The 14418-nt window shown below is 66.8% G+C and carries 16 protein-coding genes; 11 read left to right on the plus strand and 5 right to left on the minus strand.

The genetic code is table 11. From position 1 onward, the window contains the following. Positions 1-53 precede the first annotated feature (53 nt). The gene (locus tag RS84_RS05645) at positions 54-1010 is read left to right on the plus strand and encodes a hypothetical protein (RefSeq protein ID WP_052676235.1); all 957 of its coding nucleotides are present in this window, start codon (positions 54-56) and stop codon (positions 1008-1010) included. Positions 1011-1063: 53 nt separating this feature from the next. Here RS84_RS05645 and RS84_RS05650 read toward each other — a convergent pair whose 3' ends face one another. Next, on the minus strand, positions 1064-1489 hold the full coding sequence (locus RS84_RS05650) for a (deoxy)nucleoside triphosphate pyrophosphohydrolase (protein ID WP_045256790.1): 426 nt from the start codon (positions 1487-1489) through the stop codon (positions 1064-1066). 126 nt (positions 1490-1615) lie between these two features. On the opposite strand from RS84_RS05650, the gene RS84_RS05655 reads away from it, so the two are divergent. Both RS84_RS05655 and RS84_RS05660 read left to right on the plus strand, forming a co-directional pair. Beyond that, positions 1616-2695: a type I restriction endonuclease gene (locus tag RS84_RS05655; protein WP_045256791.1), complete on the plus strand. Its 1080-nt coding sequence runs from the start codon at positions 1616-1618 to the stop codon at positions 2693-2695. 353 nt (positions 2696-3048) lie between these two features. Next, the gene (locus RS84_RS05660) at positions 3049-3570 is read left to right on the plus strand and encodes a hypothetical protein (RefSeq protein ID WP_045256792.1); all 522 of its coding nucleotides are present in this window, start codon (positions 3049-3051) and stop codon (positions 3568-3570) included. Between the two features lie 233 nt (positions 3571-3803). On the opposite strand, the gene RS84_RS05665 is transcribed toward RS84_RS05660, so the two are convergent. Further along, positions 3804-5300 (minus strand): SulP family inorganic anion transporter, encoded by a 1497-nt coding sequence (locus tag RS84_RS05665; RefSeq protein WP_045256793.1) that lies wholly within the window; start codon positions 5298-5300, stop codon positions 3804-3806. Between the two features lie 158 nt (positions 5301-5458). Further along, the gene (locus RS84_RS05670) at positions 5459-5755 is read right to left on the minus strand and encodes a DUF503 domain-containing protein (protein ID WP_045256794.1); all 297 of its coding nucleotides are present in this window, start codon (positions 5753-5755) and stop codon (positions 5459-5461) included. Positions 5756-5952: 197 nt separating this feature from the next. Between RS84_RS05670 and RS84_RS05675 the strand changes: the two genes are divergently transcribed. The 4 genes from RS84_RS05675 to panB are packed head-to-tail and all read left to right on the plus strand — an operon-like array spanning position 5953 to position 8805. Next, complete coding sequence (locus tag RS84_RS05675; RefSeq protein ID WP_045256795.1) at positions 5953-6708, plus strand: Rossmann-like and DUF2520 domain-containing protein; 756 nt, start codon at positions 5953-5955, stop codon at positions 6706-6708. Continuing rightward, entirely contained in the window at positions 6705-7556 is an 852-nt protein-coding gene (panC, locus tag RS84_RS05680; protein ID WP_045256796.1) for a pantoate--beta-alanine ligase, read from the plus strand. Before RS84_RS05675 ends, panC begins: the two co-directional genes overlap by 4 nt. Continuing rightward, a complete protein-coding gene (gene panD / locus RS84_RS05685; RefSeq protein ID WP_045256797.1) occupies positions 7556-7939 on the plus strand; it encodes an aspartate 1-decarboxylase in 384 nt (127 codons plus the stop codon). Before panC ends, panD begins: the two co-directional genes overlap by 1 nt. Beyond that, on the plus strand, positions 7936-8805 hold the full coding sequence (gene panB, locus RS84_RS05690; protein ID WP_045256798.1) for a 3-methyl-2-oxobutanoate hydroxymethyltransferase: 870 nt from the start codon (positions 7936-7938) through the stop codon (positions 8803-8805). The genes panD and panB overlap by 4 nt, the downstream gene beginning before the upstream one ends. Positions 8806-8997: 192 nt before the next feature. Here the strand turns inward: panB and RS84_RS05695 are convergent, their stop codons facing one another. Next, positions 8998-10227 carry an MFS transporter gene (locus RS84_RS05695; RefSeq protein WP_045256799.1) on the minus strand — a complete coding sequence of 410 codons (1230 nt, stop codon included), beginning with the start codon at positions 10225-10227 and terminating at the stop codon, positions 8998-9000. A gap of 96 nt (positions 10228-10323) precedes the next feature. Between RS84_RS05695 and RS84_RS05700 the strand changes: the two genes are divergently transcribed. Further along, positions 10324-10629 (plus strand): ArsR/SmtB family transcription factor, encoded by a 306-nt coding sequence (locus RS84_RS05700; RefSeq protein ID WP_045256800.1) that lies wholly within the window; start codon positions 10324-10326, stop codon positions 10627-10629. Between the two features lie 17 nt (positions 10630-10646). Here the strand turns inward: RS84_RS05700 and RS84_RS05705 are convergent, their stop codons facing one another. Next, positions 10647-10925 carry a helix-turn-helix domain-containing protein gene (locus RS84_RS05705; protein ID WP_045257000.1) on the minus strand — a complete coding sequence of 93 codons (279 nt, stop codon included), beginning with the start codon at positions 10923-10925 and terminating at the stop codon, positions 10647-10649. Between the two features lie 62 nt (positions 10926-10987). On the opposite strand from RS84_RS05705, the gene map reads away from it, so the two are divergent. The 3 genes from map to RS84_RS05720 all read left to right on the plus strand — a co-directional run bounded on the left by map (position 10988) and on the right by RS84_RS05720 (position 14351). Next, positions 10988-11764, plus strand: a complete 777-nt coding sequence (gene map / locus RS84_RS05710; protein ID WP_045256801.1) for a type I methionyl aminopeptidase — start codon at positions 10988-10990, stop codon at positions 11762-11764. Positions 11765-11918: 154 nt separating this feature from the next. Continuing rightward, entirely contained in the window at positions 11919-12473 is a 555-nt protein-coding gene (locus RS84_RS05715; RefSeq protein WP_045256802.1) for a PadR family transcriptional regulator, read from the plus strand. Positions 12474-12497: 24 nt separating this feature from the next. Next, positions 12498-14351 (plus strand): ABC1 kinase family protein, encoded by a 1854-nt coding sequence (locus RS84_RS05720; RefSeq protein ID WP_082062066.1) that lies wholly within the window; start codon positions 12498-12500, stop codon positions 14349-14351. Positions 14352-14418 lie beyond the last annotated feature (67 nt).

The raw sequence follows: 14418 nt of genomic DNA on the forward strand, positions 1-14418 counted from the left end.
ATTTCCGCACCTCAGCAACTTCGCTCGACTTTGCCTAGCGCTATGGTTTGGTCATGCCGACCGCCCTGCCTCTCATCGTCGGAGAGTTGTACACGCGCGAAGATCTAGTCGTCGAGTACGGCGGAAGCGTCCAATCCGGTGGCATCGTCCCGGGCAACAAGTCGAATACGGTGTTCGTCTTCACCGATCCGAGCGAAGGCATGCAGTTTGGGTATGTCTATGACGGGTTCTCACCAGACGGCACCGTCTTCTATTACACGGGGGCGGGGCAGAGCGGAGATCAGGTAGAAAAGGGGCCGAATTCACCGATCGTGACACACGCCGCCAAGGGGCGTAGCCTGCACGCGTTCGTCGCCGACGGTCGAGTGCCAGGGAAGCAGACGAAGCGGCAGAGATATATCGGGGAGTTCATCCTTGATCCGGCATTGCCGTACGTGAGACGGGCTGCGCCGACCAAACCGACACGGCGCGACGAGAAGCCCGCCACGCGAACCGTCATCGTTTTCCGACTGCTGCCAGTCAGTGGGATCTCTGACGAGATCTTTGAGGCTGTCGGAGTCTCTGAAGTTGGTCGTGACAAGCTGACCTTGGAAGTGCCGGTGGAAGTGAACTCCACGTTCTTCTATGAGACGAGCGGGCGTGAAGGAGTCACTGCAGTTCGCCGCGAGTCTCAGTTGGTCGACCAATTCATGGCCAGCCAGAGCGGGCATGACTTTTCCCGGTGGTCCATCGCCATTGCCCAAGAGCCTCCGCTGCTGACCGACATCTACGACAAGACGGATCGCGTTCTTTACGAGGCCAAGGCGCTATCGGGACGGACAGACGTTCGCATGGCGGTTGGCCAGTTGTACGACTACCGCCGCCACGTATCTGTCGATGATCTTAAGTGCGCGGTCTTGCTCCCCAACCGCCCCAAGGCGGACCTGCGCGATCTACTTCACTCGGCAGGTCTAGGGTTGGCGTTTCGTGAAGGTTCTAGGTTCGAGTTCTCTCCAGCAGAGTCGTCGTAAACCCGCAGCATTCATCGCGGCGGGCCGGACCGGACCGCATTTCGCGACCATGGTCACGTTGAGTTGGTTTCGAGCAATGTTCTAACCCGCTCGACGGTCGGTAGATCTGCCGGCGCCCACCTGAGGTCGCTGAGTTCATTGGGGGTGCACCAACGCAATTCCGAGTGTTCACTAGCGATCGGCTCACCGTCGTCGATCGTGGCCCAGAAAGACGTGAACATCACAGTCCCGAATGAGTACTCGTGCCGGGTGGTCTCGATCCGCGGCCCGACCTCGATCTCACATCCGAGCTCTTCAAGCACTTCGCGACGGAGCGCTGCTTGAGGGTCTTCGTCGAGTTCGATCTTGCCACCGGGAAACTCCCAGTAGCCCGCGAGCGACATGGAGGCCCCTCGGCGTGCAGCGAGAACGCGACCATTGGCGAGGATCACGGCTCCGACCACGTCGACTTGTCCGGGCGCATAGTTCTCCTCGGTCATGCTCCGCAGCTTACGTCGCGTGAGACTTCATGAGAGCAGCCCCTTCGACGAACCCCATGATTGACGTCCCTCGATATTCCGATATCGTCTGGATAAATGCGTGTTCAACGACGAACGGAGCGACACGTGGAGTTTGCAGAACGTCTCGATGCTCTCGCCCTGAAGGTGCGGAACCAGGCGACGGCGATCGGGACTGAAGAGGCGACCAAGAACGCCTTCGTCATGCCCTTCATCTCAACGATTCTCGGTTACGACGTGTTCGACCCGCTCGAGGTAGTCCCTGAGTTCACCGCCGACGTCGGGACGAAGAAGGGCGAGAAGGTCGACTACGCCATCATGCGCGATGGTGAGGTGCAGATTCTTATCGAGTGCAAACCCTCGATGGGATCCCTCAAGATCGAGCACGCGTCGCAGCTCTTCCGATACTTCTCTGTCACCAACGCGCGGATTGCCGTACTGACTAACGGTGCGGTCTGGCACTTCTACACGGACCTCGACGCGCCGAACAGGATGGACTCGAAGCCTTTCCTCGTCCTCGACCTGCTCGACATCGACGCCACACTTGTACCCGAACTGCAGAAGCTCAGCAAGGAGAGCTTCGATCTAGAGTCGATCATCAGCGCGGCCGAAGAATTGAAGTATGTCGGTGCACTCAAGCGTGAGATCGGAGTCCAGTTCCGCGAACCCTCAGACGAATGGATCAAGTTCTTCGCAACCCGCGTTTATGAGGGTTCCTACACGCAGCGTGTGCGACAGCAGTTCACAGGCCTCGTCGGGAAGGCGACCCAGCAATTCCTCACTGAACGGGTCAACGATCGTCTCAAAACTGCGCTTCGCGCTGGCATCGCTCAGGAGCAGGTTGACCTGTCGCCGTCGAGCGCGGAAGTTGCGGCCGCCGATCTTGACCGCGATACCGAGATTGAAACGACCTTGGAGGAGCTCGAGGGGTACCAGATTGTGAAGGCGATTGCGTGCGGGGTGGTCAAGCCGCAGCGCATCGCACAGCGCGACTCGAAGAGCTACTTCGCCGTGCTGCTTGATGACAACAACCGCAAGCCGATCGCCCGCCTTCACTTCAACGGCAAGCAGAAGTACCTCGGGCTGCTTGACGAGGAGAAGGTCGAGACACGCCATCCGATCGCGGAACTTGACGACATTTACGCCCACGCTGACGCCATCAGAGATGCAGTTAGCCGCTACCAGTAGGAGTGCGTTCAGAAGCGCGACACATCGAACTTTGGGGCTTCCGTGCCGTCGCTGTCGTTCAACTGGAGTTCGTCGCAGCGCGGTCCTGCCGACGGATGGGAGCGTGAGATCGGACATGTGATTTCTCCGTCGGAGAGCATGCATGGAGCACTGGCCCGCCCGAGTGCCGAGGGCACCGATCCGCAGGCACGACGAATACCGCCCTCGATCGGGCGTGAGATGACGCATCCCCGCGGAGTCCCCCTCGGAACAGCTGAGAAAGACTGTAGGAGACAGTCGGGCATTGGCGATATACCCGGTCTCTGATCGACTGGGCGATAGCCTCGAAGTGCTGATGAACATCGGGGGGAATCATGCAGTGGGGTTGGAATCCGGATACCGTTGCGGCGATCACGACGGCGCTCGCCGCGATCGCCGCCGTCGTCGCAGGTTTCTTCGCCTGGGGCGCCTATCGGATCGAACGCGAGCGGGAGCAGCGCGTCGCTGACGAAGCCAAGCGCCAACAGGCGCAGCTGATCTCGGCCTGGGCGGTGAATCGAGAAGAGGCCGACGGCGAGAGCAGTGTCGAGCTTCACGTGCAGAACCTGTCGACTGCTCCGGTGTATGAAGTGAGTCTCGGGATCGAAGTGGCAGGAAAGTGCAGCTACGCGGGCTGGGCGAGGGTGATCCCGCCAAGCCGCACTTCGCCCCTCGTAATTCCGGTTACCGAAGAGCGCTTGAAGGGGTGGCGGCAATGGGCGGCGACGCGGACGCGAAAGCCTGCGCCGGCACCCTATGTCGAGTTCACATTCTGCGACACCGCCGGTTCATGGTGGCATCGCGATACGCGTGGCGCCTTGGCTGAGATCGATCGTGAAGAAAAGTACCGCTATTAGTACACGGGTGCAGGCTCGAGTGCTTCACGCATCGACGATCTCGTTCTCGATCCCGCCGGAGCGCCGTCAGTTGAGGATGGCGGTCAGCCGGGTGGACCGACAGACGGGGCGCGTTTCGTCTCGCTTCGCTCGCTCAACGAACGGGAAGGCTTCGCTCGCTCAACGACCGGGAAGGCTTCGTCCCTCGACGATCGGGAGCATATCGCCCCGATTTCCCCCGGGAAATCGACGCCTTACTCGAACCCGCCCGTCAATCTCCCCCGCATCCGCTCGCTGCTCTCGTTCATCCCGACGATCTCCACGCTCTTCCCGAGCGCGGCGTACTTCGTCTCGATCGCATCGAGCGCGGCGACGGTCGACGCATCCCACACATGCGACCCCGTCAGATCGATGACCACGGAGGCAGGGTCGGACGAGTATGAGAACAGCGTCGTGAGGTCGTTGCTCGACGCGAAGAACAACTCCCCGTCGACGACATAGCGGGCGACGCCGTAGGCCTCAGTACGCGTCACCGACACGAAGTGCGCCACGCGCCTGACGAACAGCACCGACGCGACGAGCACCCCGCCGACGACTCCGACTGCGAGGTTGTGCGTCAGCAGGACCAGCACCACGGTCGCCAGCATCACGAAGGTCTCGCTCTTCGGCATCCGCTTCAACGTCGATGGACGCACGGAGTGCCAGTCGAACGCGCCGATCGCGACCATGATCATCACCGCGGTGAGCGCGGCCATCGGGATCGTCCCGACGAAGTCGCCGAACACGACCACCAGGACGAACAGGAACACCCCGGCGCAGAACGTCGAGATGCGGGTGCGGGCCCCCGATGCCTTCACGTTGATCATCGTCTGACCGATCACGGCGCAGCCGCCCATGCCCCCGAAGACGCCCGACAGCACGTTCGCGACGCCCTGCCCCCAGGCTTCGCGGCTCTTGTTCGAGTGCGTGTCGGTGATCTCGTCGACGAGCTTCGCGGTGAGCAGCGACTCCATGAGCCCGACCAGCGCGACCCCGAGCGCGAACGGCGCGATGATTCCGAACGTCTCCCAGGTCAGCGGCACGTTCGGGATGAACAGCGACGGCAGGCTCCGCGGCAGCTCGCCCTGATCGCCGACGGTCGGCACGGCGATCGCGAACGCGAGCACGACGGCGGTCACGATGATCACCGAGACGAGCGGCGCCGGCACGACCTTGGTGATGCGCGGCATCACGATCATCACGACGATTCCCAGCGCGACCAGCGGATACACCAGCCACGGCACGTCGATCAGCTGCGGGAACTGCGAACTGAACACGAAGATCGCCAGCGCGTTCACGAATCCGACCATGACGCTGCGCGGAATGAACCGCATGAGCTTCGCGACTCCGAGCACCCCCAGCACCACCTGGAAGATGCCGGCCAGGATCACCGTCGCGATGAAGTAGTCGAGCCCGTACGTCGGCGCGACCGGCGCGATCACGAGCGCCACGGCCCCGGTCGCCGCCGTCACCATCGCCGGACGCCCGCCGAGGAACGCGATCGACACCGCCATGATGAACGACGAGAACAGCCCCACCTTCGGGTCGACCCCCGCGATCACCGAGAACGCGATCGCCTCGGGGATCAGCGCGAGCCCGACGACCAGCCCCGCGAGCACCTCGCGCGTGAGCATCCGCGGACTCTTCAGCGCTTGCAGCACGGTGGGGTTCGCCCGATAGCGGGCACGGTCGTCGACCGTCGTTTCAGACATGGGAGGCTCCAGGGGATGTGCCGCGAGAGAGAGGCGGACATTCCAGGGTAGAGCGGATGCCGGGATCGCAGCGACGGATGAGGCGGTCCGCTGGCTCGACGCGATCCGCGACGAGCTCGCTCCCTTCTTCGCGTGACGCGGCGCGTTCGGTGCGACCCTCAGTCGTCGCTCGAGTGCAGACCGCGCCGCGCCGACAGCACGGTGATCTCAGGGTGCTGCTCCGACAGCATCCGCTCGGCCTGATCGAGCACGTCGCGCACATGCGACGCATGCGTCGCGACGATCGACACCCCGATCTCGGTGCGGCGGTGCAGGTCTTGCGCGCCGACCTCGGCCGCGGCGCATTCGGTGCGTCGGCTGAGCTCGGCGATGAGAGGACGGATGACGCTGCGCTTCTCTTTCAGTGAGCGCACATCGCCCAGCAGGATGTCGAACTCGATCCACCCGATCCACATGCCGACAGTCTCGCACCGGCGTCCCGAGTCGAAGAATGACGGAGATCGAAAAGCGAAGCAAGCATCAAACAAAGAGAGCAGAAAGACAAGGAGTCATAGATTGTTGCATTGCGTCTTGCTCTCAGATTTGGAGCGGATGCCGTCGCGGGCGGATACTCGTGGGGTTCGGGCCGCCCGATCCCGGCCCGGGAATCGACATGGAATCCCTCCCTCTCCCTGCGTCTGACACGTCCATCGCCGTGATCGGCGCCGGCCGTCTCGGCGGTGTCATCTCCCGCGCGCTCCGTGCCGCCGGCTTCGACGTTCACGGTCCGTTCGGACGCGACGAGCACGCGCCCGAGACTGACCTCGCGATCCTGGCCGTGCCCGATTCGGCGATCGGCGAAGCCGCCGAGAAGGCGCGTGCCGCGAAGACCGCCCACCTCTCAGGTGCCACCGGCCTCGACGTCGTCGACCTCAGCATCCATCCGCTGCAGACGTTCACGGGAACCGAGCCGCCAGGGGTGCTCCACGGCGTCGGCGCCGCGGTCGACGGACGCACCGACGACGACCGACAACTCGCCGGTCAGCTGGCGCGTGCCCTCGGCATGATCCCCTTCACGGTGACCGACCGCGCCGGCTATCACGCGGCCGCGTCTTTCGCCTCGAACTTCGTGCTCACGGTGCTCGATGTGGCAGAGCGACTCGCCGCAGCCTCCGGCGTCGACAACCCGCGCGACCTTCTCGCTCCGCTGGTGCGTCAGTCGGTCGACAACTGGCAGCGCCAGGGCGCGCGAGCGGCGCTCACCGGGCCGATCGTCCGAGGCGACGAGGCCACTGTGGCGCGACAGCGCGCCGCATCCGCCCAGCACGGAGAGCTCTTCGACGCCCTGGCCGCAGCCACCCGCGAGATCGCGGGCCGACCCGACAGGGATGCCGAACCGCAGCACACAGAAGACGAGGGCCGCGCATGAGAATCCTCCGCACGATCGCCGAGGTCCGCGCCGCGGTGCAGGGCGCGAAGAGAGAGGGCCAGACTGTCGGCCTCGTCCCCACGATGGGCGCCTTCCACGAGGGCCACCTCTCCCTCATGCGTGAAGCGCGCGCGAGCAACGACCTCGTCGTCGTCTCGCTCTTCGTCAACCCGACCCAGTTCGCCCCGAACGAAGACCTCAGCACGTACCCGCGCAACGAGCACGAAGACGCAAGGCAGGCCGAAGCAGAGGGCGTCGACATCCTCTTCGCCCCTGCGCCTGAAGAGATCTACCCCGACGGTTTCGCCACGAACATCCACGTCGCTGGCCTCACCGACGTGCTCGACGGCGCCAGCCGCGGCGCCCACCACTTCGACGGCGTCGCCACGGTCGTCACCAAGCTGTTCGGCATCGTGCGCCCCGACGTCGCCTACTTCGGCCAGAAGGATGCGCAGCAGGTGCTCGTCGTCCGCCGCGTCGTGAGCGACCTCGACCTCGACGTGCGCATCGTCGCCTGCCCCATCGTGCGCGAACCCGACGGACTCGCCATGAGCTCGCGCAACGTCTACCTCGACCCCGCCGCTCGGCAGCAGGCGACCGCGCTGAACCGCGCACTCGACTCCGCGCAGGCGCTGCATGACGGAGGGGAGCGGGATGCCGACAGCATCCGCTCTGCCGCCCTGGAGGTCCTCGCGGAGGCCGGTATCCGTCCCGAGTATCTCGAACTCCGCGATGCCGAGACCCTCGAGCCTGTCGCGGACACCACCCGCGCCACCCTGATCGCCGTCGCCGCACACGTCGGCGCCGCCCGACTGATCGACAACCACGTACTGAAAGCGAGCAGCTGATGCGCCGCACCATGCTCAAGTCGAAGATCCACCGCGCCACCATCACCGGCAGCGACCTCAACTACGTCGGATCCATCACGATCGACCTCGACCTGCTCGAGGCGGCCGACATCCTCCCGCACGAACAGGTGCATGTGGTCGACGTCGACAACGGCGCGCGCTTCGTCACGTACACCCTGATCGGGGAGCGGGGGAGCGGTGTGATCCAGGTCAACGGCGCCGCCGCCCGGCTCGTGCACACCGGCGACACCATCATCGTCATCTCCTACGCCGACTACTCCCGCGAGGAGCTGGCCGACTACGAGCCCACCGTCGTGCACGTCGACCGCGCGAACGCGATCATCCGTGTCGATGACGCGGTCGGCGAGCTGGTGACGGCGTGAGCGCGCACGCGGGCCCCACGAAGCGGCTCACGCTGGGCGACATCGCGGCGAAGAGGGATGCCGGCGAGCCCATCGTCATGGTCACCGCCTACGACTTCCCGAGTGCGCAGATCGTCGAGGCCGCGGGCGTCGACCTCGTGCTCGTGGGGGATTCCGCCGCGATGGTCGTGCTCGGCTACGACAGCACCGTTCCTGTCACGACCGACGAGATGCTCATGCTGACTGCGGCGGTGCGCCGGGGTCTGACGCGGCCCCTGCTGATCGGCGACCTGCCCTTCGGCTCCTACGAGGCATCGGACGAGATCGCGATCGCCACCGCGCAGCGCTTCATCAAGGAGGCGGGCGTCGACCTCGTCAAGATCGAGCGCGGCGGCACCACGGTCGAACGGGCGCGGGCGCTCGTGAACGCCGGAATCCCGGTGGTCGGACACGTCGGACTCACCCCGCAGACCGCCACCGCGCTCGGCGGCTACCGTGCCCAGGGCCGCACCGCCGAGGCCGCGCAGGCGGTGATCGACGACGCGCTCGCGCTCCAGGCTGCCGGCGTCTCGATGCTCGTCGTCGAGGCCGTGCCCTCCGAGGTCACGGCGGCACTCATGCCGCTGGTCGACATCCCGGTGATCGGCATCGGAGCCGGAGCGGATGCCGACGGCCAGGTTCTCGTCTTCCACGATCTGCTCGGCATCCACGCCGGCGGAGCGGCCAAGTTCGTCAAGCGCTACGCCGACCTGCGGACCGCCGCGATCGACGGCGTCAGGTCGTACGCCGACGAGGTGCGCGACGGCGCCTATCCCGCTCCCGAGCACAGCTACCGAATGCCGGAGGGCGAGGCCGCTCGCCTCAAGGGGATACTCGCTCAGCCGTAGTTGATTCGCGGCGCGGGAGTGCGGGCCGGCCGCGGGCGCGGCTGCCCGGGTGCAGGGCGCGCGGCGGAGGTGCGGGTTGTGGTCGGCTTCTTGGTCGCGGGGCGGCGTTTGGGCGCACCTCGAGAACCGGGTGGGCCGCGGTCGGTGCCGACCGCGCGCCGGGTTCGGCCCCGCGGTGAGCGCGGGCGCCCGCTACTCCGCCCGACGCGCCCGCAGCACGAGCGCCACCACCGCAAGCGCGATCACGACAACCCCGTACCCCACGCACACGGCCCCGAGCCCGAACACGCCGACGAGCATCCCGGCGAGAACCGCTGGGACGCCGAACGCGAGGTACGCGAGCAGGTAGATGACGGCGAACGCGTCCGCCCGCTGGGACGTCGGAATGTGCGGCGCGAGCGACGCGACCACCCCCGAGAACGCGGTGCCGAAGCCCATGCCGGTGATGCCGGCGGCGACGAGGTAGAACCACAGCGATCCGGTGCCGAGTGCGGCGAGTGACAGCGCGGTGCCCGCGGCGAGCGCCGCCGTGCCGAAGATCGTCATGGTGCGTGCGCGTCGACCGCGCATCACGAAGGCGGTCACGGCTCCGACTCCGGCGAGCAGTGCGACGGTGAGTCCCTGCCAGACATGGGCGGTGCCGCCGAGCTCCCCATGCACGATGTTCGCGCCGAGTGAGAGGAAGAGCCCGCCGGTCGCCCATCCCGCGACGACTGCAGGGGCGCCGCGCCAGAAATCGGCGCGGATGCTCGCCGGGATCGACAGGCGGAAGCTCAACGACGCCCACGCACCGGGTTTGCGCGGTGCGGTCTCGGGGAGCAAGAGCAGGCTCACCGCGATCGCGACGTAGATCACGGTGAGAGCCGAGAACACGTCGACGAGTGCATCGCGGGTGAGATCGAGCATGATGCCCGAGACGAGCGCGCCCACGGCCAGCCCGATGCCCGGGCTCAGCGAGTTCCACAGCGCCGCACGCTGCGGCTTTCCGGCCGGCGCGAAATCGAGCACCGTGGCTGAGAGGGCGGCGATCAGCAGACCGCTCGCGACGCCCTGAGCGATACGGGCGAGGAACAGCATGACCACGGCATCCGCATGCCAGAACAGGAGCATGCTGATCGCAAGCAGCACGAATCCGGTGATCGCGACAGGGCGCCGCCCGATGTGATCGGACAGCGACCCGGCAGTAAGGAGGGTCAGCAGCAGCGCGACCGCGTACACGGCGAACACCGCACTGATCACGACGGCGTCGAACCCGATGTCGTGTGCGAGCACGGGGTAGAACGGCGACGGCGCGCTCGCCGCCACCATCATGAGGATCTGCGCGACGACGGCGAGGGCGAAGCCGAAAGAGGATCGTGATTCTGAGCGGGCGGGAGCGGATGCCGCGCGCGGCGGCACGACGATCGAATCGGTGGCGGGCATGGCGGCTCCTCGATGGTCGGCAGATTGATGGTTCGACATTTGTCGAACCATCGGAGCGTACTCGCCATTCCTCAATTGTTCAAGTATTCTCGAACCATGCCCGGAGAGCTCCCGCACCCCGAGCGCTCCGACATCCAGCTGACGGACGTGCTCTTCGCCCTCAGCGACCCCGAGCGCCTCGCGATCACGCGGCAGCTCGCCGACGGCCCGCTCGACATGGCCGAGTGCCACGCGACCGACCCGAACCTGCCGAAGTCGACCAAGTCGCACTTCATGAAGGTGCTCCGCGAGGCCGGGGTCATCCGCAACGAGCCGAACGGCCGACGGCGCATCCTGACGCTGCGCCGCGACGATCTCGACGCGCTCTTCCCCGGGCTGCTCGATTCCGTGCTGCGGGACTGATCGACCGCAGTCGAGCGTCAGGACGCGAGCTGTACGCCGCTTCCCCGCGCGGGCCGTGGGTTGACCTCGGCCCATACTGCGTCGAGGGAGAGGCCGAGGACGTGCGCGATCGCGGCGATCGTCGAGAACGCAGGCGTCGCGACGCGGCCCGATTCGATCTTGCGCAGGGTCTCGGGCGAGACGCCGGCATCGAGCGCGACGCTCAGCATCGACCGCTCGCCCCGGGCTCGGCGGAGCAGTGCGCCCAGGCGCTCGCCGCGTTCGAGCTCGGCGGGCGTCAGCGGCAACCGGACCATCATGGTGACGATTCTAATACCGGGATAGTATTACCGGGATAGTTATTGGAAGGCGTGACATCGTGATCGAGATCCTGAACCCCGAAGAGCTCAGCAGGGCGCGCGACACCGGTGCTCTCGTCGGGAGCATCCTGCAGTCCCTCAAGGCGCGTGCGACGGTGGGCGTCAACCTGCTCGAGCTCGACGAGTGGACGAAGGAGATGATCGCGGATGCCGGCGCGGAGTCCTGCTACGTCGACTACGCGCCGTCGTTCGGGCGCGGTCCGTTCGGCCATTACGTCTGCACGGCGGTCAATGACGCGGTTCTGCACGGGATGCCGCACGACTACGCGCTCGCGGACGGCGACCTGCTCACTCTCGACCTCGCCGTCTCGCTCCGTGGCATCGCGGCCGATGCCGCGATCAGCTTCATCGTCGGAGAGACGAAAGCGCCGGAAGATCTCGCGATGATCGACGCGACCGAGCGTGCGCTGGCCGCGGGTATCGCCGCCGTTCGACCCGGTGCCCGTGTGGGAGACCTCTCGCGAGCGATCGGCACCGTGCTGCGCGAGGCCGGCTATCCGATCAACCGCGAGTTCGGCGGTCACGGCATCGGCTCGACCATGCATCAGGATCCGCACGTCGCCAACGACGGTCGCCCAGGGCGTGGCTACATCCTCCGGCCGGGACTGCTGCTCGCCCTCGAGCCATGGGTCATGGCCGACACCGACCGGCTCGTCACGGACGACGACGGCTGGACGCTTCGCAGCGCCACAGGAAGCCGCACGGCGCACACCGAGCACACGATCGCCGTCACCGCTACCGGTGCGGAGGTGCTGACGCTCCCGCCATCGGCGTGAAGGCGGCGCATGCTGGCGCGAGGCGGGCGGATCACCCTCGCCGGGGGCCTTGAGTGACGTCATGTCCGTCGAGATCCCGCAGCTGAGACTCCCATCCCACTCACAGCCCTAACGACATATCGTTAGCTATCGCTACCGATATCGGGAGGTCACCATGAACAACGCATTCCCCTCAGGTCCGTTCGGCGGAGCGAATCCGGCATCCGCTCTCTTCGATGCCATGGAGCAGCTCCGCAAGTCGTTCGATCCGCGGCCCAGCGGCGGCTCGCGCATGGCGCGCGGCGACGTGCGCACGGCCGTCCTGTCGCTGCTCGCCGAGAAGCCGATGCACGGCTATCAGATCATCAACGAGATCGCCGAGCGCAGCGGCGGCAGCTGGAAGCCGAGCGCGGGATCGGTGTACCCGACCCTGCAGCTGCTGGCCGACGAGGGACTCATCACGGCCGAGGAGCAGAACGGTCGCAAGACCTACTCGCTCACGGACGCCGGTGCCGCCGTCGCGGAGGAGGCCGCCGAGACTCCCGCTCCGTGGGAGGCCTCTGGTCCTCGAGACCACACCCGGTTCGCCGCGTTGCCGAAGGCCGGCGTCGATCTCGCGGCCGCCGCAGCGCAGGTCGGTCGCACCGGCTCGCCCGAGCAGGTGCAGCAGGCCATCGACGTTCTTGATGAGGCCCGCCGTAGGCTGTACTCGATCCTCGCCCAAGACTGATCGGATGCCGGCGGAAGGAACGAGATGACGGATGCCGAAGGTGCTGGCGACGTGTCGTCTCGCTCCGCTCGCTCGACGACCGGGGGTCAGTCCCGCTCGTTGAGCGAGGAGCGCAGCGACGAGACGAAACGCCTGTCTCCTGCGTCGAGCTCGGCTGACGTTGCCCCTCGCTCCGCTCGCTCGACCCCCGGCGGTGCGGGTACCGGACCCGACCAGGCCCGGTACCGCCGCATCCTCGGGTTCGCCTCTCGCCAGCTCGTGCAGCTGTGGTGGTTCGAGCTGTTCCTGCCGCGCATCGGTCTCGGCCGCGTCTCCGACCGCACCCGCACGCATCGGCTGCAGCTGCTCGCCCGGCGCTTCCACGGGCTCGCGGTCGAGCTCGGCGGACTCATGATCAAGGTCGGGCAGTTCCTCTCATCCCGTCTCGATGTCCTGCCGCCCGAGATCACCGACGAGCTCGCCGGCCTGCAGGACGAGGTGCCGGCGGTCCCCTTCGCCCAGATCAGGGAGATCGCGGAGCAGGAGCTCGGTGCTCCGCTGAACCAGATCTACGCCTGGTTCGACGAGGTGCCCGTCGCGGCGGCATCCCTGGGGCAGGCTCATCGCGCCCGCCTCTCTGCTGCCGACGCCCTCGACACCGGCCTCGGCGAGGTCGTCGTCAAGGTGCAGCGCCCCGGCATCGACCGAGTCGTCGCGACCGACCTCGCGGCGCTGCGCCGCGTCGGCCGCTGGCTGAGCCGCGTGCGCGCCGTGTCGAGCCGCGTCGATGCCCCTGCACTGGTCGAGGAGTTCGCGCACACCAGCCTCGAGGAGATCGACTACCTGCACGAGGCCGCGAGCGCGGAGCGGTTCGCCGACGACTTCGCCGACGACGACAGCATCCGCACTCCCGCCGTCGTCTGGTCGCGCAGCACACGACGCGTGCTCACCCTGCAAGACGTCACCGCGATCAAGATCAACGACACCGACGCTCTGCGCGCCGCCGGCATCGACCCCGCGCGCGTGGCCGACGCCTTCGCCCGCGCGATGTTCGATCAGGTGTTCGCCCATGGCTTCGTGCACGCCGACCCGCACCCGGGGAACGTGTTCGTGGACCCTTCGACAAGCTCAGGGACCCAGGTGGGGACCCAGAACTTCCGCCTCACCTTCATCGACTTCGGGATGATGGCCGAGGTTCCGGCCTCCCTCCGCGGCGGCCTGCGGAGCCTCGTGATCGCGATCGCCACCCGCGACGGACGCGCCATGATCGAGGCCGCCCGCGCGATCGGCGTGCTCATGCCGACCACCGACACCGCCGACCTCGAGCGCGCGCTGACGGCGCTCTTCGATCGCTTCGGCGGCATGGGCTTCGGCCAGCTGAAAGACGTGGATCCGCGCGAGTTCCAGGACTTCGCCGACCAGTTCGGCCACGTCATGCGCTCGCTGCCGTTCCAGCTGCCCGAGCGGCTGCTGCTGCTCATCCGCGCCGTCTCGCTGACCTCGGGGATGTGCAGCGCGCTCGACCCCGACTTCAACGTGTGGGATGCGGTGGAGCCCTACGCGACCCAGCTGCTCGGCGAGGAGAGCGCCGGGCTCGTGCAGGACATGGCGAAGCAGGCGGCGTCGAGTGCCGGCATCCTGTGGCGGATGCCGCAGCGCCTCGACTCGCTGCTCACCCGCGTCGACGCGGGCGAGGTCAGCTTCGACACCTCGCGGCTCGAGCGGCGACTCGATCGCCTGGAGCACGTGGCGCGACGCATCGCCTCGGGCGTGCTGTTCGCGGCGCTGCTCGTCGGCGGGGCCATTCTGCTCCCCCCGGCGCCACCGCTCGGCATCGTGCTGATGGCGGCATCCGCCCTGCCTTTCCTGCATGCGGTGTTCGCGCGAGCGCCGCGCTGAAACTGAGGCGCGGAGAGAATCGCTTGCACGCCCGGTGGCGGGGATCGGACACCCGCAGGCCACCGGG

The organism is Microbacterium hydrocarbonoxydans (assembly GCF_000956475.1).
In the GTDB taxonomy this organism is placed as follows: Bacteria; Actinomycetota; Actinomycetes; order Actinomycetales; family Microbacteriaceae; genus Microbacterium; species Microbacterium hydrocarbonoxydans_A.